We start from the raw sequence: 18095 nt of genomic DNA, 5'->3' as shown, positions 1-18095 counted from the left end.
CGCCCCGGCCTCAGGATGCGCGGCTCCCGGCCTCCTGCGCCTCGCCCGCAGCGGCCTCCGCCGCTACGATCTCGGCCCGGTGCAGGCGGCTCAGCAGCACCAGCAGGTGGCCCGGAAGGGCGGTCTCGTCGGCGATGAGGGGATGGGGCGCGGTCCGCAGCCGGCGCGGCGCGCGGCGGGGCGGCAGGGACGACGACGCCACCTTGGGGGAGGCCAGGGGAACACGAACTCGAACACGCATCGCCATGACTTTCTGGGCCCGGCTTCTGCGACCGGCGCCGGCAAGAACGCGGAGCACCCGCTCCGGTTCCGACAGCTTCTGCCGGAGGGACGTGACGGGGCGGTGACCCAGGTGGTAGAGGCCAGGCATGCTCGAAGGCCTCCCGCCCCACCGCCCGACCCACGTGCTGCGGCTCGACACGACCGAGCGCGGCGCCCGCGCCATGACCGACCTCCTCGGCGAGGTCTTCGACCCGACCGAGACCGCGGTCGCGGCCTTCGAGGCCGAGGACGGGGTGACGTGGCGCCTCGAAGCCTATTTCTCCGAGGAGCCGGATGCGGAGGCGGTGCGCGAGCTGATCCGCCCGCTGGTCGGCGAGGCGGCCGACCGGGCGGAATTCACGGCCATCGACCAGCAGGACTGGGTGCGCGCCTCCCTGGAGGGGTTGAAACCTGTCCGGGCGGGCCGCGTGCTGGTGCACGGGGCGCACGACCGCTTGCGGGTGCGCCCGAACGATGCCGCGATCGAGATCGAGGCGGCGCTCGCCTTCGGCACCGGCCATCACGGCACCACGCTCGGCTGCCTCCTCGCCCTCGTCGGGGCGATGAAGCGGGGCCGGCCGCAGCGGATCCTCGACGTCGGCACCGGCACCGGCATCCTGGCGCTGGCGGCGGGCCGGCTGCTGCGGACGCGGGTGATCGCCGGCGACCTCGATCCCGAGGCGGTGGCGACGGCCCGCAGCAACGCGCGCCTCAACGGCCTCTCGCCCTGGCTCACCCTCTACGAGGGCCCGGGGGTGCGCCACGCGCGGGCGGACCGGGTGCGCCGCTTCGACCTCGTCTTCGCCAACATCCTGGCGCGGCCGCTGCGGCGCCTCGCGCCCTCGCTGGCCCGGGTGGTGGCGCCGGGGGGCCTGCTCGTCCTGTCGGGGCTGATCGCCCGCGACGTGCCGGGCGTGCTCTCGGCCTACGCGGCGCAGGGCTTCACCCTGAGCCGCCGCCGGATGATCGAGGGCTGGGCCACCCTGGAGCTGCGCCGCGGCGGGGCGGCCCCGCGGCGCCTCAGCGGATCGACACCTTGACGTCGAGGTTGGTGGCGGTCCCGTCCGGGTAGATCAGGAAGACGCGGAAGCGGTCGAGGCCCTCGTAGCCCTCCGCCGCCTCGAAGACCAGCTTGAGCCCGTCGACCTTGCGGCTGTTGCAGGCGGCGAGCGGGGAGCCGGCCGAGTAGCGCGGGAAAGACGGGCCCTGCGTCAGCGACACGGTGCCGTGCTCCGGCTTGGTGACGAGCCGCGCCACCACCGGCCCCTGCACCGAGCAATCCGGGAACAGCGAGGTGAAGAAGCCGATCATCCGCGCCTCGTTGGCGGGCACCACCCGGTTGAAGGGCGTCGGCGCGAGGTCCGGGAAGTCCTGCGGCGGGGGCGCGGGCGGGGGCGGCGCGGGCGGAGCGGCGGGCTGAGCCGAGGCGGCGCCGATGCCGCCGGCGAGCAGGGTGGCGCAGAGGAGCGGGCGAAGGCGCAACGGAGAGACCTCCGGGAGGCGTGCGGGATCCGACGCCCGGCAGACTAGAGCAGCGCCCGACCGCGTTGCAATCGGGCGCCGCTCTCGGTGTTGATGTCGGCCGTATTGTTGAGGCTGAACCGGCGGCCCTCAGCATTTCCGAAAGAATCGGTAGGTGTCCGGCGCCGTCATCCACTTGAAGTCCTCGGTCAGGCCGCCCCGGTCGGCGATCCACTTCCGAATATCGGACGGGTAGCCGTTCCACATCGTCGCCGTGCCGCTCGGCCGGCGCGCGCGGTGGAAGCCGAAGGTCGCCTCCGGCGTCACGCAGAGGGCCTGCCGGGGAACGTGGCCGAGCAGCGTCGTGCAGGCCGACTGGCAGGGGCCGACCACCCGGACCTTGGTTCCCTTCCGGGCGATCTCCGCCCACATCGCGTCGTACTGCGCCACGGAGCCGCCGTGGCTGTCCGAGACGTCGACCGTGTCGCCGTTAAACCGCCACTCCGATTGCGGGTCGCCGCGAAGGCCGCCCCGGGCCGAGGCCGCGACGGGGTGAGCCGCGAGGATGAGCGCCCAGGCGACGCATCCGAGGATCCGGGTCATGACGGCGATCTCCGCCCAGGCCGAAGCCGGTCCCGAACGATGACGCGCCGGGCGCAGCGCCGCAAGGCTGGGCGACGCGCATGGGCGCCGGCCCGCGGATGCGCTAGATGCGATGTCCGCCCCGCGAGACGAGGATGAGCCGCACGATGTTCCCCGATGTCCACCTGCACATCGCCGGTGAGTGGCGCCGCGGCGCCGCCGGCCAGACGCTCCCGATCCTGAACCCGGCCACCGGCGAGACGCTGGCGCAGCTGGCTGTCGCGACCCGCGCGGATCTCGACGCGGCGCTCGAAGCCGCCGAGCGCGGCTTCTCCGCCTGGCGCAAGGTCTCGGCCTTCGAGCGCAGCAAGGTGCTGCGCAAGGCCGCCGACCTGCTGCGCGCCCGGGTGGACGAGATCGCCCGGATCATGACCCTGGAGCAGGGCAAGCCGCTGGCCGAGGCCCGCATGGAGACGCTCGGCGGCGCCGACACCATGGACTGGTTCGCCGAGGAGGGCCGGCGCGCCTACGGCCGGGTGATCCCGCCCCGGGCCGAGGGCGTGATGCAGATCGTGCTGCGCGAGCCGGTGGGCCCGGTGGCGGCCTTCACGCCCTGGAACTTCCCGATCAACCAGGCGGTGCGCAAGGTGGCGGCGGCCCTCTGCACCGGCTGCTCGGTGATCCTCAAAGGGCCGGAGGACACGCCGGCGAGCTGCGCGGAACTAGTCCGCGCGCTCCTCGACGCGGGCGTGCCGGGCGACGTGGTCGGGCTCGTCTACGGCGACCCGGGGACGATCTCCTCCTACCTGATCCCGCACCCGGTGATCCGGAAGATGTCCTTCACGGGCTCGACGGCGGTGGGCAAGGAGCTGGCGGCTCTGGCGGGCCGGCACATGAAGCGGGCCACGATGGAGCTCGGCGGGCACGCCCCGGCGATCGTCTTCCGCGACGCGGACCTCGACAAGGCCGTGAAGGTGCTGGGCGCCAACAAGTTCCGCAACGCCGGCCAGGTCTGCGTGGCGCCGACCCGGTTCCTGGTGCACGACTCGGTCTTCGACCGCTTCGTGGACGGGTTCGTGGGCTACGCGAAGGGCATCCAAGTCGGCAACGGCCTGGAGCCCGGCGTGACCATGGGCCCGCTGGCCCATGGCCGGCGCATCGAGGCCATGGAGGCCTTCGTGGCCGATGCCGAGGCGAAGGGCGCGGGTCTGCGCACCGGCGGCAAGCGGATCGGCAACCAGGGCCACTTCTTCGAGCCGACGGTGTTCACCGACGTGCCGCTCGACGCCCGGATCATGAACGAGGAGCCCTTCGGGCCGATCGCGGCGATCCAGCGCTTCACGGACGACGAGGAGGCCTTCGCGGAGGCCAACCGCCTGCCCTACGGGCTCGCGGCCTACGCCTACACGGCCTCGGCCGAGACGGCGACGAAGCTCGCGAACCGGGTCGAGAGCGGCATGCTGTCGATCAACCATCACGGCATCGCGCTGCCCGAGACGCCCTTCGGCGGCGTGAAGGATTCGGGCTACGGCAGCGAGGGCGGCTCCGAGGCGATCGAGGGCTACCTCAACACCCGCTTCGTGACGCAGGCGTCGTACTGAGGCGTGGGGGCGGCCGGTCCTCCGGGGGCCGGCCGCCTTGCGTGACGGTTCGGTGATTTTGAGGGTTGCCAAGCCGGCCCGGACCCTCTAGATCACCGCCACCGACGGAGGCCGCTGCCTCGCGGTCAGGCGCCCGTAGCTCAGCTGGATAGAGCACCAGACTACGAATCTGGGGGTCAGAGGTTCGAATCCTTTCGGGCGCGCCATTTTATTCCATCGCCCCAGTTTGGCGTCAGGCCCTTGGTGATGGGACCAAGTTGCGGTTTAGAACCCAGTATTCCTACTGCGTGATAGCAGGCACAGGAAATTTCGTCCGACCCACAACCAAAACGTTCACCGATAGGCTCCAGACCAGAACCGACCCGTCTGAATGTTTAACTCAGGCGGAATAAGCTGTCCAATAATTGTGCGGCCGCAGAATTCCCTTCAGATATGTCTGTCGAGATCCATACGCTGGTGCAGGATTCGCACGACCTCGATCATTCCCGCGGAACCTATGCGATAGAAGACAAGGTGAGACTCAACGGCGAGCTTGAAGTAGCCGGGGCGGATTCCCTCTGCACTTCGGCCCTTGAGGATGCCGCGGGCGAGGCCGTCGAAGCTATCGGACAACAGTCGCACGTAGCGGTCGGCCTGAGCATCATCCCAGCGTTTGGCCGAGTAGGTCCATATTCCGGCGAGGTCGCGGCGAGCCGCGGCGGAAAGGCGGACGCGCACTAACGCTCGGCAGAGAGGCGCATCGACACGAGAAAGGCGTCCCGGTCGAAGTCCTGAAAGTCACCGCTGGCTTCGCCCTCGGCCAAGGCCGATCGCAGTGCCTCGAGCTTGGCTTCGCGCTCTTCAAGAAGGCGGAGACCGGCGCGCACGACGTCGCTGGCAGAGCCGTAGCGGCCGCCCTCAACCTGACGGGCGATGAACTGCGTGAAGTGGTCTCCGAGCGAGATCGATGTGTTCCGGGCCATGGCCGACCTCCCGCGGGCACCGTATACCAAAATTTGGTACGGCTCCAACCGCTTGCGGAGAGGCCGGCAGAGCAGCCCATTGGCGCGGGCCGGATGTCTGAACGAGTGGCAGCCCCCGCCGGTACCCCTCGGTGGGCGGCCGCGCCAAGCCTTTGATCCGGGCGGCCCCGTTCGGGCGCCCGCTCCCCCCCTCACCCCGCCTTCAAGAACTGCTCCACGCTCCCCCCGAGCTGCGACGAGTGCCCGGCCAGATCCCCGGCGATCGCCCGCACCGCCTCGGCGAGATCCCCCGTCTCCGTCGCGGCGGTCGAGACGCCGGCGATGTTGCCCGACATCTCCGAGGTCGCGGCCGACTGCTCCTCCACCGCGCTCGCCATCGACAGGGTCAGCTTCGAGAGCTCCGCCACCGCCGTCGCGATGGTCTCGATGGCGTCCACCGCCTGGCCCGTCGAGGACTGGATGTCGGCGATCTGGCGGGTGATGTCGTCGGTCGCCCGCGCGGTCTGGCCGGCGAGTTCCTTCACCTCGCTCGCCACCACGGCGAAGCCCCGCCCCGCCGCGCCCGCCCGCGCCGCCTCGATCGTCGCGTTCAAGGCCAGCAGGTTCGTCTGGCTGGCGATCGACTTGATCATCCCCACCACCGCGTCGACCTTGCGGGCGTTCTCGGCGAGCTGGCGCACCGTCGCGTCGGTCGCCTCGGCCTGGGTCGCGATCTGCTGCGCCCGCTCCGAGACCCGGCTGACCTGGCCCGAGATCTCCCGGATCGAGTCGTTCATCTGCTCGGAGGCCCCCGCCACCGAGGTGGCGCGGTGCCGGGCATCCTGCGCCGAGCGGCCCAGCCCCTCCGCCGAGGCCTGCATCTGCTCCACCGCCTCGCTCAACGCGCCCACCACCCGCGAGACGTCGTCCGCCATCCGGGCCTGCGCGGTCACGATCGACCACGTCAGCATCGGCCCCTCGTAGGTCCCGTCCGCGCCGTGGATCGCCGAGACGCGCAGTTCCAGCGTCTCCGGGCCCAGCCGGATCTTGGTCCGGTGCGGCAGGTGCCGCGCGTCCTTCAGCATCTCGCGCTGGTGCTGCGGGTTCTTGTGGAACACGTCGATCGACGCGCCGTGCAGCTCGGAGATCTTCACCGGCAGGTACTGCTCGATCGCGCCCAGCGTCCGCCGGGAGGTCTGGTTGAGGTAGTTGATCCGGAACTCGTTCTTGGGGTCGGCCGTCATGACCGCGACCGGCATGTCGTCGATCATGGTCATCAGGCGGCTGATCTCGTTCTTCTTGGCCGTGATGTCGGTCCCGACCTTCAGGATCCGCTCCACCGTGCCGTCCGGGCCGAGGACCGGGTTGTAGCTCGCCTCCAGCCAGACGCGCTGCCCGGCCTTGTTGAGCCGCGGGAATTCGCCCGAGACGAAGTCGCCCGAGCGCAGCCGCTTCCAGAAGGCCGTGTAGTCCGCGCTGGCCGCGTAGGCCGCCTCGCAGAAGATCCGGTGGTGCTTGCCCTTGATCTCGTCGAGCCCGTAGCCCACGACCGACAGGAAATTCGCATTTGCGCCGAGGATCGTGCCGTCCGGGCTGAACTCGATGCTGGCCAGCGACCGGTCGAGGGCGTCGAGGCGAGCTTTGGCGGTGTCGTAGGCTTTCGGACGGAACATGGAGAGGTCCTTGCACGGGCCGCGCGCGACGCGGCCGAGCGGCAGTCGGGGAAGTGGCCCGCGGGCAGCCGGCCGCAGGCACCCAGCGGAGTGTGTCTCGTCGGAGCGGAGGGATGCGGCCGCGCGATCACTACCGCGGCGTCTGTATTGACCCTAGGGGAACTTCCTTAACGGGATGTTTCGGCAATTCAGCCGTAATCCGCGGGGGCTTGTGGTGTCGAGGCTTAGTCCGGTTGGACAGGGTCCGACTGAGTACAACTCGCACAACTCCCACCGCGCTGGAGGCGCCACGGCGAACGACGACGGCGATTGGGAGTTTTGCGAGGGACACTGACTCCGGCACTGCGCGACGGCGGCCTCATCCTCGACAGGCGGCGCGGATCGGCCGTCGGAATCGGGGCCGTCGTCTCGCGAAGACGTGTCGGCGGGGCCGCCGCGTTGGACTGCCGTCGGGATTGACGCCCGGCCGCGCCTTCGTCCTCAATCTGCGCCGGAGCGGGCCCGGACGAGGTCCGCCGCGGGGAGACGGCCGGATGGCAAGGTGCGGGATGACGGCGGCGCCGCACGGGTGCGGGGCGCGATGAGGAGCGCGGATCTCACCGCGCCCGCGGGACCGGCCGCGGCGGTGCCCGACGAGACCCTGCGCCGGGTGCTCACCCTGCGGGACGGGCTGGAGGACGGGCTGATCGGCTGTGCCGGCCTGGTGGAGCGGCTGCTGATCGGACTCCTCACCGGCGGCCACCTGCTGATCGAGGGCGCGCCGGGCCTCGCCAAGACCCGGGCGGTCAAGCGCCTCGCGGACGGGCTCCACACCGGCTTCGCCCGCGTGCAATGCACCCCCGACCTGATGCCCGCCGACCTCACCGGCACCACGGTCTGGCGGCCGGATGGCGGGCGGTTCGAGTTCCTGGCCGGCCCGCTCTTCCACTCGCTGGTCCTCGTCGACGAGATCAACCGCGCCCCGCCCAAGGTGCAGTCCGCCCTGCTGGAAGCGATGGCCGAGCACCAGGTCACGGTGGCGGGCACGACCCATCCCCTGCCCGACCCCTTCATGGTGGTGGCGACCCAGAACCCGATCGAGCACGCCGGCACCTACCCGCTGCCCGAGGCGCAGCTCGACCGGTTCCTGCTGCACGTGGTCGTCGAGATGCCCGACGAGGCCGCCGAGCGGCGTATCCTCGACCTCGTGGAGGGCGAGATGCGCGCCGAGGCCGCGCCGATGCCTCTGCGCCTCACGGCCGAGGACCTGCGGGCCGCCCGCGCCGCGGCCCTCGGGACCTACGTCGCGCCGGCCCTGAAGGACTACCTCGTGCGCCTCGTCGCGGCGACCCGCAGCGAGGCGGTGGCGCCGGACCTGCGCGCGGCCATCGAGCACCCGGTCTCCCCCCGCGGCACGCTCGCCCTGATGGTCGCCGGCAAGGCGCGCGCCTACCTGCACGGGCGCGACCACGTGGTGCCGGAGGACGTGGCGGCGCTCGCCGCCGACGCGCTCTCCCACCGCCTCGCCCTGACGTGGCGGGCCGCCGCCGAGGGGCAGACCGCCCGCGCCCTCGTCGCCGCCCTGCTCGACAGGGTGCGGCCCCTCTGAGCGGGCGCGCGGTGCCGACCCCCCGCTCCACCGCCCCGGCCGCGGGCGGCGACCCGCTCGCGGCGCCGGGCCTCGCCCTCGACGCGGGGGCGCTGATGGGCCTGCGCCACCTCGCCCGGCGCGGCACCGGGCGCGCGACCCGCAGCCTCGTGGGGCTGCCCGGCGGCATCGTCACCCGGCGCCGCGGCCGGGGCTCCGAGCCCGACGACGTGCGCCCCTACGCGGAGGGCGACGACGTCCGCCACATCGACCGCAACGCCACGGCCCGCACGGGCCTCATCCACACCCGCACCCACCACGAGGAGCGCGACCGCGCGGTGGTGCTGCTCGCGGATTTCCGCCCCTCCATGCTGTTCGGCACCCGCCGCGCCCTGCGCTCGGTCGCCGCCGCCGAGGCGCTGGCGCTGCTCGGCTGGCGCATCGTCGAGGATGGCGGCCGCATCGGCCTCGTCGTCGCGGCGACCGACCCGGAGGCGGTGGCCCTGCGTCCCACCGGCGGCGGGCGCGCCATGGGGGCGCTGGCGGGCGCCCTCTCCCGGGCCCACGCGCGGGCCCTCGCCGAGCCCGCCCGCGCCGACCCGCCTCTGCTGCCCGCGCTCGCCCGCGCCCGCGCCCTGCTGCCGGCCGGCGGCCACCTCGTGGTCGCGAGCAGCCTGGACGCCCCGGGCGAGGGCTTCGAGGCGGCCGTGACGGCCCTCGCCGAGCGGGTCTCGCTCAGCCTGATCCTGGTGAGCGACGCCTTCGAGCGGGCGCCGCCGCCGGGGCTCTACCCCTTCGCCACGCAGGAGGGCCGCCGCGGCACCGGACGGGCCGGCCGCTGGGCTCCGCCGCCGGACGATCGCCTCGCCCATTACGCCCATGCGGGCCTGGAGGGCGTGCGGCTCGACGCCGAGGGCGGGCCGGATTCCTTCGCGCCCCTGATGGAGCGGCTCGATGCCGTGCTGTGAGGGCGTCCTGACCCCGGAGATGCGCGCGGCGCTCGCCGACCTGCGCGGCCTCCACCCGCCGCCGGATCCCGGCGGGCTGCGCCTCGACGTGCTGGCGGCGGTCGCGGCCGGCCTCGCGCTCGCGGCGCTCGGGCTCGCCCTGCGGGCCTGGCTGCGGCGGCGGCGGCCCTCGGTCCGGCGGGCCGCGCTCGCCGACCTGGCAGCCTCCCGGACGCTCGATCCGCCGGGCCGGCTCCTGGCCCAGGCCCGCCTCGCGGCGCGTCTCGCCCGCACCCTCGGCCAGGACAGGCCGGAGCCGGGCCCGGAGAGCCGCGCGCGCGCCCTCGACCGCCTGCTGCGCACGGATTTCTTCACGGCGGGGCCGGGCCGCGCCCTCACCCGCGACCTCTACGGCCGAGCCGCCCCCGACCTCGACGCGATCGACGCCGGGCTGGCGCGGCTCCTCGGCCGGCTGCGGACCTGACCATGCCGGCCCTCGCCTCCCTCTGGCCCGGCGGCTTCGACCTCGCGGCCCCCCTCGCCCTGCTGCTCCTGCCGCTACCGCTGCTGGCCGCCCGGCTCCTGCCCGCCGAGCGGGCGGGCGGCGCCGGCGCGCTCCTCGTCCCGGCCTCGATCGTCGCGCGGATCGGCCGGGCCGAGGACCTGCGCGCCCGGGCGCGGCGCGTCGCGCTCCTCGCCTGGCTCCTCTGGGCCTGTCTCGTGGCGGCCCTGGCCGGGCCGCGCCTCGTCCTGCCGGCCGCCGCCCTGCCGGCCTCGGGCCGCGAGATCATGCTCACCCTCGACCTCTCGGGCAGCATGGAGCGGATCGACTTCTCCCTCGACGGCCGCAACATCTCGCGGCTCGCCGCGGTCAAGCAGGTCGGGGCCGATTTCATCCGCCGCCGCGCCGGCGACCGCATCGGCCTCGTGATCTTCGCCGACCAGGCCGACGTGGCGGCGGGCCTCACCTTCGACACCGCCTCGGTGGCCCGGGCGCTGGAGGAGGCGCAGATCGGCCTCGTCGGGCGCTCGACCGGGATCGGCGACGGGCTCGGCCTCGCCCTCAAGCGCCTCGCCGCCACCACGGCGCGGGAGAAGGTGGTGATCCTGCTCTCGGACGGCGCCAACAATGCCGGGCAGACCACGCCCCACGACGTGGCGGGGCTCGCCCGCGACCTCGGCATCCGGGTCCACACCATCGCGCTCGGCCCGCGCGACCTCTCGGATGCGGGCGACGACCCGGACGTGGTCGACACCGAGGCGCTGAAGGACGTCTCGGCCACGAGCGGCGGGCGCTTCTTCCGGGTGCGCACCACCGACGACCTCGCGGCGGTGGCGCAGTCCATCGACGCGATCGAGGGCGGGCGGGCCAAGGCGCCGCCGGTGCCCCTACGCCGCGACCTCTGGCCCTGGCCCGGGGGCGTCGCCCTCCTGACCGCCCTCGGGCTGCTGCTGGCGAGGCGCAGCGCGTGAGCGAGGCCGTCACCCTCCTGCGCCCCTGGTGGCTCCTCGCCCTGCCGCTCCTCGTCCTGCTCGGCTGGCGGGTGGCCCTGCGGGCCGCCCCGCTCGGGGACTGGGCGCGGGCGATCGAGCCGCATCTCCTGGCCGGCCTCGCGGCCCGCGGCGCCGTGCTGCCGGGGCGACGGCGCGTCCAGGGGGCGCTCCTGGCGATCGGGGCGGTCCTCGCCCTCGCCCTCACGGGGCCGGCGGTCCAGAGCGGCGACGCCGCGGGGTTCCGCAACCTCGACGCCACGATCCTGGTGATGGACCTGTCGCGGTCCGTCGCGGAGGGCGGGCGGCTCGACGCGGCGCGGGGCGTCGCCCAGAGCCTCGCCGAGGCGGCCGGCTCCCGCCAGGTCGCCCTGGTGGTCTACGCGGGCGACGCCTACGTGGCGGCGACCCCCACCACCGACCGGGACGCGCTCGGCACGGTCCTGTTCGCCCTCGACGGCGCCACCGTGCCCGAGCGGGGCAGCAACCCGGCGCGGGGGCTGGCGCTCGCCCGCCGCACCCTCTCGGGGATGGGCGCCGTCGCGGCGGACGTGGTGCTCCTGTCCGACGGCGGGGGCGTGGACGCGGCGGCACGGCGCGAGGCCGCGGGCCTCACGGGCGACGGCCACCGCCTGCACACGCTGTTCGTGCCGACCCCGGCCCTGCCTCCGGAGGCGCCGCCGCCCGACCGCGCCGCCCTCGACCGGCTCGCGGCGGCGGGCGGGGGCGTGGCGGCCACCGTCGACGCCCCGGCTTCCGTCCTGGCTTCGGTCGGCGAGACCACGGCCCGGCACCTCGCGGCGGGCGGCCTCGCGGTGCTGGCCTGGGAGGATCTCGGGCGCTGGCTCCTCCTCGCCGCGCTCCCGCCCGCCCTGCTGCTGTTCCGGAGACGCGCGTGACCGCCTCCTCCCTGGCGCTCCCCGCGCGGCGCGCGCCGCGCCGCCTCCCCTCGCTCGGCCGCGGCGGACGGGTCCTCGGGCTCGCCGCGTCGCTCGCCGGGCTCGCCCTCCTCGCCCTGCCGCCGCCGGCGATCGGGCGGCTCCTCCTCGGCGCCGGCCTGCCCGGTCTGGCGGCGCGCGTGGCGGACGATCCCGGCTGGCGGGGCACGGCCCTCTACGCGGCGGGCCGCTACCAGGAGGCCGCCGCGGCCTTCGGCGAGGCCCGGGGCCGCGCGGCGGCCTACAACCGCGGCAACGCGCTCGCCCTCGCGGGGGATCTCGACGGGGCGCTGCGCGACTACGAGGATCTCCTCGCCCGCGATCCCGGCAACGAGGATGCGCGCGCCAATCGCGACCTCGTCGCGCGGCTCCTCGACGAGCACGTCACGCTCGGCCAGCAGGTGGCGGGCGCCGCCGATGCCCGCGCCGACCAGACCACCCGCTACGACGCCCGCGCCCACAGCGACGCGGACGATCCGGGCAACGCCTCCCGCGGCGAGGGCCTCGCCGGCAACCGCGAGGCCTCGGCCTCCACCGACGTGCCGGGCAGTTCCAAGGCCTCCCGGAGCGGCAAGGCCGAGCAGCGCTCGGTCGATCCGGGCCGCGGGCAGGCCCGCGGCTCGGCGAGCGACGCGGAGGGCGGGGGGCGCAGCGGCGGCGGGATCGCGGCCGCCTCGCAGGTCTACGAGCGCGAGGTCCGCCGCATCTCGAAGAGTTTCGAGGCCAAGGAGATCCGCGCCGACCGGCACTGGCTCACCACGCTCACGGACGATCCGGGCCGGTTCCTGAAGCGGCGGATCGAGGCGGAGCACCTCCGCCGCCAGGAGGCCGGAACCGCCGTGCAGCCGGGGAGCAACCCGTGGTGAACGCCTGGGCGAGGTGGGGCGCGCCGGCGATCCGGGGGCTGCGCTCGCGCCCCTGCGGGGAGACAGCGGTCGGCGCCGCGGTTGCGGTCCTTCTCGCCGCCCTCCTCCTCGCGGGCCCGGCCCGTGCGCTCGATCCCGGCGACCTCACCCTGACGGTGATCCCGGAGACCGCCGGCAGCGCCGCGCCCTACCCGCGCGAGATGGTCCTCCTGCGAATCCGGGGCCTCTACCGCGCCCAGATCACCCTGGAGGACCTGCGCCAGCCTCCGCTCCAGAACTTCAGCTGGACCCAGCTCGGCCGCGACCGCTGGTTCAAGGCCAGCATCGACGGCCAGGAGGCCCGCGGCTTCGAGCGCGTCGTGGCGGTGTTTCCCCAGCACGCCGGGACCTTCACCATCGACCCCTTCGTCCACCGCCTGACCGTCGTGGATGGCGGGGGGCGGCGGGTCGTGGACGTGCCCTCCGCTCCCGTCCCCGTCACCGTGCAGGCCTGGTCCGGCGAAGGCGGGCCGGACGCCCCGGAGCCCTGGTGGCTGCCCGCGACCGCGGTCACCGTCACGGATGTCTGGAACCCGGAGCCCGAGACCCTGCGGGTCGGCGAATCCGCCCGGCGGACGGTGATCGTCGAGGCGAAAGGCATCACCGCCGACGGCCTGCCGCCCCGGCCCATCCTGCGCACCCGGGGCGTGCTCACCTTCGCCGGGCCGACCGCGCGGGAGACCGCGATCACCCCGGACGGGCCGGTGAGCCGCGCCACCTACCAGTGGGACGTGCGGCCCGGCGTGGCCGAGCCGGTGACCCTGGAGGCCATCCGCGTGCCCTGGTTCGACACGGTCGCGCGCCGGATGCGGGAGGCCGAGATCCCGGCCCGGATCGTCGGCGCCCGGGCGCGGTCCGAACCCGACGAGGCCGACCGCCCGCCCTCCCGCTCACCCTGGACGGCGCTGCTGGCAGGGCTCGCCGCTTTCGGGCTCGGCCTCGTCCTGCTCTCCGGCCGCCCGCCGGACCCGCGGGCCGCGCTCCTGCGTGCCCTGCGCGCGCCCGCGCGGCGCGGCGACCTCGCGGCCTTCCGGCTGGTGCTCGACCGCGCCGATCCGGCCCTTCTCGCGCAGTGGCGGCGGGATCCCGGGATCGCGGACAGCCTCGCTTCCCTCGACCGGGCGCTGTTCGGGCCGGACGGCGCGCCGCCGCCGGACCTGCGCTCCCTGCGGCGCGCCCTCGCGGCGAGCCGGCCGGTGCCGCGGCCGGGCGCGCCCGCGGACCCGCTCACGGCCCTCGACGGACCGCGCTGATCCGCCCCGGTTCGGTCACGGAGCCTGCCTGGAATGGCCAAGGTTCGGCGGCAGAAGCGGCCGTCGCCACCAGGATCGGAGCGCCGCCATGCCGTCCCTCACCCGCCGCGCCGCCCTGATCGGCGGCCTCCTCGTCCCGCAGGCGCTGCGGGCGGCCGAGCGCCCCGGCGACGCCCTCGCCCGGCTCGCCGCCCTGGAGCGGCACGATGGCGGGCGGCTCGGCGTCAGCGTCCGCGACACCGGCACCGGCCGCACCCTCTCCTACCGGGCGGACGAGCGCTTCCCCCTCTGCAGCACCTTCAAGGCGGTGGCGACCGCCGCGATCCTGGCCCGGGTCGATGCCGGGACGGCGCGCCTGGACGACCGCCTCGCCCTCACCCCGGAGGACGTCCTCGACTACGCGCCGGAGGCCCGCAAGCACCTCGCGGCGGGCGCGATGACCCTCGAGGAGGCCTGCGCCGCGGCGGTAACCTGGAGCGACAACACCGCCGCGAACCTGATGCTCAAGGGGCTCGGAGGGCCGCCGGGCGTCACCGCCTTCGCCCGCGCGCAGGGCGACGACGTCACCCGCCTCGACCGCACCGAGCCGACCCTCAACACCGCGATCCCCGGCGATCCGCGCGACACGACGAGCCCGGCGGCGATCACCGCCCTGCTGGAGCGGGTGCTGCTGGGGCCGGTCCTCTCGGCGGAGAGCCGCGCCCGCCTCCTCGGCTGGATGACGCGGAGCCCGACCGGCGCCAAGCGTCTGCGCGCCGGTCTACCCGAGGGCTGGCAGGTCGGCGACAAGACCGGGACGGGGGAGAACGGCACCGCCAACGTGGTGGCGCTCCTGCACCCGCCCCGGGCTGCGCCGCTCGTTGCGGCGGTGTATCTCACGCAATCGTCCGGCCCGGCGGCGTCCCGCGACGGGGTGCATGCCGAGGTCGGGCGCCTCATCGCCCAGACCTTCGCCTGACCCTTCCCCATGTCGAAGACCACCCGCGCCACCCTGGCCCTCGCGAAGGCGGCGGTGCCCCACAGCGTCCACGCCTACGCGTACGACCCGGACGCGCCGCGGATCGGGCTCCAGGCCGCCGAGGCGCTGGGCGTCGCGCCCGACCGGGTGCTCAAGACGCTGATGGCGCAGGTCGACGGCAAGCCGGTCTGCGTGCTGGTGCCCTCCGACCGCGAGGTCTCCCTGAAGAAGCTCGCTGCGGCCTTCGGCGGCAAGGGGGCGGCGATGATGAAGCCCGCCGAGGCCGAACGCCTGACCGGCTACCACGTGGGCGGGATCTCGCCGCTGGGCCAGAAGCGGGCCGTGCCGATTCTCGTCGAGGCGGAGGCCCTGGTCCACCCGCAGGTCTTCGTGAATGGCGGCCAGCGGGGCCTGCAGGTGCAGATCGCCCCGGCGGACCTCGTCGCGGCGACGAGCGCCGCGGTCGCCTCCGTCACGTGAGGCGCGCGGCGATCCGTTAACCATCCGGGCGCAGGGTGGCGGGGAGCGGTGCCGAGAGATCAGGCGATGGGGACGAAGCGGCATCCGGTGCGGGATCCGGGACTGACCGGCAGCCCGGCGACCGACCTCGCGCGGCCCATCCGGCGGCCTCTCCTCGCCCTCCTGGCCCTCGCCGCCCTGTCCGAATCCGCCGCCGCCGCCGACCTCCTCGGACCGGCCTACGGCGCTCCCACCGTCCTGCGCTACTTCCCGCGCGGCGACGACGCGGTGGTGCGCCGGGAACCGGCCCCGGTTCCGGTCGTGACCTGCGCGCCCGGTGGCGTGGTCCCGACCAACTCTCCCCTCGACCCGAGCTACGTCGGCTCCTCCTTCGGGCTCGGCAAGCCGAGCTACTACGGCCTCACGCCCCCACCCGGCATCGACGACCCCTACGGGCGGCGGCTGCGCGTCTGCCCGTGAGGGGTGGCGCCCCGTGCGGCCGGACGGTTCGTGTGTGCGCATCCCCCTCTGTTCCGGGCGCATGCCGCGCCAGCGGCCTCCTGGATCGACGGGTCAGGGTCGCTTCTTCCGTCAAAAAAACCTTCGTGTCCGACGGATTGCTTCGTGATGCGGGAGGCGGCCCGTGTCGTCCCGTCACGCGTCGCACCGGCCCTCCTCCAGCACCTTCTCGAAGAACAGGTCCGGGTAGGGATCGTCGTTGAACCGCGGGATCTCGACCCAGCCCGTGCGGCGGTAGAGCTGCACCGCCTCCGGCAGCGCGCTGTTGGTGTCGAGGCGCAGCACTCGCATGCCGAGGGCGCGGGCGGCCGCCTCGGCCTCCTCCATCAGGCGGCGGGCGAGGCCGAGGCCGCGCGCCTCCGGCGACACCCAGAGCCGCTTGATCTCTCCCGCCTCGCCACCCTGGCCCTTGAGCCCGACGCAGCCCAGCGGCAGCCCGTCCGACAGCGCGACGAGGAAGACGCCGCGCGGGCGAATCATGTCCGCGGCCTCCGGGTCGCGCGAGAGCGAGACGTCGAACCCCCGCGCGAAGCGGCGACCCAGCTCCGCGTAATAGGCCGCCAGGCAGGCGCGCGCCGCCTCGTCGCGCGGGTCCCTCTCCTCCAGCCGGATGCGGTCCTGGCCGAGCGCGGAGGCGATCAGGTCCATGGCGGCGAGGAGGGGGCCCGGATCCCGGTAGCGCCCGAGGATGGCGGAGGCCTGGGCGTCCGACAGCGCCTCGTAGGCCTCGAACTCCCGCCTTCCCGCCTCGGTGAGGCGCGCGACCCGCCGCCGCGCATCCTCGGGATGCGGCTCGGTGACGACGAGCCCCTCCTCCTCCAGCCCCCGCAGCAGCCGGCTCGCCAGTCCGGAATCGAGCCGCAGGTAAGACCGCAGCTCCGCCACCTCCGCGTGACCGTGGCCGATCGCGTTGAGCACCCGGGCCGCCCCGAGGGGCCGGCCGCGGCCGAGGAACGAAGTGTCGAGGGCGCCGACCTCCGCCGTGACGGCACGGCTGAAGCGGCGGAACCGGGCGATGGCGTCGGGGCTCATGATCTCTGACTAAAGTCAGAGAATGCGGCGCGTCAACGGCAAAGTTCGGCCCGCCCTGCCTTAAACGACGGCACCGCGATCCTGCTCGGGAGCCCCCTCGGCCTCGCGCTCGCTGCCCCAGAGGAGGCGGCGGATCCCCACGAAGGGCCGGTCCGTCTCCAGGGGCGGCAGGATGGCGGCGCGGCGCAGGATCCCGGTGCGGCGCCAGCGCCACCACAGGATCGTGGTGCTGCAGCAGGCCGCCGCGATGGCCGCGACCCACGCTCCGAGGAGCAGGGGCGCCGCCACGACGCCGTTGAACTCGCGCAGGATGCCGAGCGCGAAGGCGAACATCCAGGAGGCGCCCGACACCGCTCCGGAGAGGAGGAAGGCCGCCGCGACGCCCGGCGCGAGCCCGTCGAGGATCGGGCGGCGCACGTCGCGCAGCACCTTGGGCAGCACCAGCGCGTGGATCAGGAGACCGTTCAGGGTGAGCACCACCACCACCGTCACCTTGGCCCAGATCTTCGGGTTGGCGAGCTTCTCCGGCGCCTCGATGGTGTAGACGGCGAGGAAGCCGAGCCCCGAGAGCCACAGCAGCGCGAGCCCCACCGTCACCGCCTTGGCGAAGAACCGTACCATCCGCTCGATCTCGCGCGGCATGCCGCCCCAGCGCATCCAGCGGAGGATCCAGAAATCCGTCATCGCGGCGCCGCCGAAACCGAGGCAGAGCCCCAGCAGGTGGAGACCGGTCAGGAGGGTCATGACGCGCAGGGCAGGAAGCGGTGGCGGCAGCGGCAGCGCGAGGGGGGCGGCCAGCGCGGAGGCCGTCGGGAGGACGAGCCCAGCGGCACTGGCGAGCGCGAGCCGCCACCCTATGCCTCGCAGCGATCTCTTCATGATTCCCTCGCCTGCTCCCGCAGGGCTTCGCGGTGCCTCTCCAAAGGTAATCTGGCGCTGTTAACGAGCCATAAACGAGATGTCCCGCCATTCGATGCCGTCGAACGTCGGCCGGTGCATCATTTACAGCATCTTCACCTCGACAGGATGGGATGACGGCGTCGACGCGAGGACGAGATGATGATGAGAGCGCGAGGTCGCGGGAGACCCGGACGGACGCGGCGAGACGCCGGGGCCGGCTTCTCCCTGGTGGAACTCCTCGTGGTGCTGGCGATCATCGGCATGATCGCCACCATGGTGACGCCGCAGGTGCTGGGCTATCTCGGCCGCGCCAAGGGCGAGACCGCCCGCATCCAGGTCAGGAACCTCGCCCAGGCGGTGGAACTCTACTACCTCGATCTCGGCGCCTATCCGTCCTCGCAGGAGGGCCTCTCCGCCCTGGTGACGCCGCCCGCGGGCGCGCAGGCGGCGTGGCGGGGTCCCTATCTGCGCGACGCGAAGGGGCTCGTCGACCCGTGGGGGCACCCCTACCTCTACCGCGCGCCCGGGAGCGGCGGCGCGCCGTTCGAGATCTCCTACGCGAGCCCCGACGCGCCGAAGGGCAGCGCCGAGGCGGCCGCGCGCTGAG

General features: G+C 74.2%; 21 protein-coding genes and 1 tRNA gene. 14 read left to right on the top strand and 8 right to left on the bottom strand.

Annotated features, from left to right (window positions below; genetic code table 11):
* Positions 1 to 10: 10 nt before the first annotated feature.
* A complete protein-coding gene (locus ACW9J6_RS08560; RefSeq protein WP_457116032.1) occupies positions 11 to 241 on the bottom strand; it encodes a hypothetical protein in 231 nt (76 codons plus the stop codon).
* A gap of 127 nt (positions 242 to 368) precedes the next feature.
* Between ACW9J6_RS08560 and ACW9J6_RS08555 the strand changes: the two genes are divergently transcribed.
* Complete coding sequence (locus ACW9J6_RS08555; RefSeq protein ID WP_457116031.1) at positions 369 to 1301, top strand: 50S ribosomal protein L11 methyltransferase; 933 nt, start codon at positions 369 to 371, stop codon at positions 1299 to 1301.
* Here ACW9J6_RS08555 and ACW9J6_RS08550 read toward each other — a convergent pair.
* Positions 1282 to 1743, bottom strand: a complete 462-nt coding sequence (locus ACW9J6_RS08550) for a hypothetical protein (RefSeq protein ID WP_457116030.1) — start codon at positions 1741 to 1743, stop codon at positions 1282 to 1284. The genes ACW9J6_RS08555 and ACW9J6_RS08550 overlap by 20 nt on opposite strands.
* A 129-nt stretch (positions 1744 to 1872) precedes the next feature.
* A complete protein-coding gene (locus ACW9J6_RS08545; RefSeq protein WP_457116029.1) occupies positions 1873 to 2325 on the bottom strand; it encodes a hypothetical protein in 453 nt (150 codons plus the stop codon).
* Between the two features lie 146 nt (positions 2326 to 2471).
* Here ACW9J6_RS08545 and ACW9J6_RS08540 point away from each other — a divergent pair, with 146 nt between their 5' ends.
* Entirely contained in the window at positions 2472 to 3905 is a 1434-nt protein-coding gene (locus tag ACW9J6_RS08540; RefSeq protein ID WP_457116057.1) for an NAD-dependent succinate-semialdehyde dehydrogenase, read from the top strand.
* Positions 3906 to 4034: 129 nt separating this feature from the next.
* Positions 4035 to 4111: transfer RNA gene (locus ACW9J6_RS08535), tRNA-Arg, on the top strand.
* A 220-nt stretch (positions 4112 to 4331) separates the two neighbouring features.
* Here ACW9J6_RS08535 and ACW9J6_RS08530 read toward each other — a convergent pair.
* The 3 genes from ACW9J6_RS08530 to ACW9J6_RS08520 form a co-directional block, all read right to left on the bottom strand.
* On the bottom strand, positions 4332 to 4622 hold the full coding sequence (locus tag ACW9J6_RS08530; RefSeq protein WP_457116028.1) for a type II toxin-antitoxin system RelE/ParE family toxin: 291 nt from the start codon (positions 4620 to 4622) through the stop codon (positions 4332 to 4334).
* Positions 4622 to 4867, bottom strand: coding sequence for a type II toxin-antitoxin system ParD family antitoxin (locus tag ACW9J6_RS08525; protein ID WP_457116027.1), 246 nt, complete (start codon positions 4865 to 4867; stop codon positions 4622 to 4624). Before ACW9J6_RS08525 ends, ACW9J6_RS08530 begins: the two co-directional genes overlap by 1 nt.
* A 191-nt stretch (positions 4868 to 5058) precedes the next feature.
* Positions 5059 to 6519 carry a methyl-accepting chemotaxis protein gene (locus ACW9J6_RS08520; RefSeq protein ID WP_457116026.1) on the bottom strand — a complete coding sequence of 487 codons (1461 nt, stop codon included), beginning with the start codon at positions 6517 to 6519 and terminating at the stop codon, positions 5059 to 5061.
* Positions 6520 to 7099: 580 nt separating this feature from the next.
* Here ACW9J6_RS08520 and ACW9J6_RS08515 point away from each other — a divergent pair.
* The 10 genes from ACW9J6_RS08515 to ACW9J6_RS08470 all read left to right on the top strand — a co-directional run bounded on the left by ACW9J6_RS08515 (position 7100) and on the right by ACW9J6_RS08470 (position 15517).
* On the top strand, positions 7100 to 8107 hold the full coding sequence (locus ACW9J6_RS08515) for an AAA family ATPase (protein ID WP_457116025.1): 1008 nt from the start codon (positions 7100 to 7102) through the stop codon (positions 8105 to 8107).
* 95 nt (positions 8108 to 8202) lie between these two features.
* Positions 8203 to 9054, top strand: a complete 852-nt coding sequence (locus ACW9J6_RS08510) for a DUF58 domain-containing protein (protein ID WP_457116056.1) — start codon at positions 8203 to 8205, stop codon at positions 9052 to 9054.
* A complete protein-coding gene (locus ACW9J6_RS08505; protein ID WP_457116024.1) occupies positions 9041 to 9517 on the top strand; it encodes a DUF4381 family protein in 477 nt (158 codons plus the stop codon). Before ACW9J6_RS08510 ends, ACW9J6_RS08505 begins: the two co-directional genes overlap by 14 nt.
* A 2-nt stretch (positions 9518 to 9519) precedes the next feature.
* Positions 9520 to 10506, top strand: a complete 987-nt coding sequence (locus ACW9J6_RS08500; protein ID WP_457116023.1) for a VWA domain-containing protein — start codon at positions 9520 to 9522, stop codon at positions 10504 to 10506.
* Positions 10503 to 11423 (top strand): vWA domain-containing protein, encoded by a 921-nt coding sequence (locus ACW9J6_RS08495; RefSeq protein WP_457116022.1) that lies wholly within the window; start codon positions 10503 to 10505, stop codon positions 11421 to 11423. The genes ACW9J6_RS08500 and ACW9J6_RS08495 overlap by 4 nt, the downstream gene beginning before the upstream one ends.
* A complete protein-coding gene (locus ACW9J6_RS08490) occupies positions 11420 to 12328 on the top strand; it encodes a tetratricopeptide repeat protein (protein ID WP_457116021.1) in 909 nt (302 codons plus the stop codon). Before ACW9J6_RS08495 ends, ACW9J6_RS08490 begins: the two co-directional genes overlap by 4 nt.
* A gap of 38 nt (positions 12329 to 12366) precedes the next feature.
* Positions 12367 to 13620, top strand: a complete 1254-nt coding sequence (locus ACW9J6_RS08485; protein WP_457116055.1) for a hypothetical protein — start codon at positions 12367 to 12369, stop codon at positions 13618 to 13620.
* Between the two features lie 88 nt (positions 13621 to 13708).
* Positions 13709 to 14578: a class A beta-lactamase gene (gene bla / locus ACW9J6_RS08480; protein WP_457116020.1), complete on the top strand. Its 870-nt coding sequence runs from the start codon at positions 13709 to 13711 to the stop codon at positions 14576 to 14578.
* A 9-nt stretch (positions 14579 to 14587) separates the two neighbouring features.
* Entirely contained in the window at positions 14588 to 15058 is a 471-nt protein-coding gene (ybaK, locus tag ACW9J6_RS08475; protein WP_457116019.1) for a Cys-tRNA(Pro) deacylase, read from the top strand.
* Positions 15059 to 15124: 66 nt separating this feature from the next.
* Positions 15125 to 15517 (top strand): hypothetical protein, encoded by a 393-nt coding sequence (locus tag ACW9J6_RS08470; protein ID WP_457116018.1) that lies wholly within the window; start codon positions 15125 to 15127, stop codon positions 15515 to 15517.
* Positions 15518 to 15691: 174 nt separating this feature from the next.
* On the opposite strand, the gene ACW9J6_RS08465 is transcribed toward ACW9J6_RS08470, so the two are convergent.
* Positions 15692 to 16588: a bifunctional helix-turn-helix transcriptional regulator/GNAT family N-acetyltransferase gene (locus ACW9J6_RS08465; protein WP_457116017.1), complete on the bottom strand. Its 897-nt coding sequence runs from the start codon at positions 16586 to 16588 to the stop codon at positions 15692 to 15694.
* 60 nt (positions 16589 to 16648) lie between these two features.
* Positions 16649 to 17467 (bottom strand): hypothetical protein, encoded by an 819-nt coding sequence (locus tag ACW9J6_RS08460; protein WP_457116016.1) that lies wholly within the window; start codon positions 17465 to 17467, stop codon positions 16649 to 16651.
* Positions 17468 to 17650: 183 nt separating this feature from the next.
* Between ACW9J6_RS08460 and gspG the strand changes: the two genes are divergently transcribed.
* A complete protein-coding gene (gene gspG, locus ACW9J6_RS08455; RefSeq protein WP_457116015.1) occupies positions 17651 to 18094 on the top strand; it encodes a type II secretion system major pseudopilin GspG in 444 nt (147 codons plus the stop codon).
* Position 18095 lies beyond the last annotated feature (1 nt).

It is taken from the genome of Methylobacterium sp. JK268, assembly GCF_054052225.1.
The sequence above is the reverse complement of the archived record's forward strand: the minus strand, read 5'-3'. Positions and strand labels throughout refer to the sequence as shown.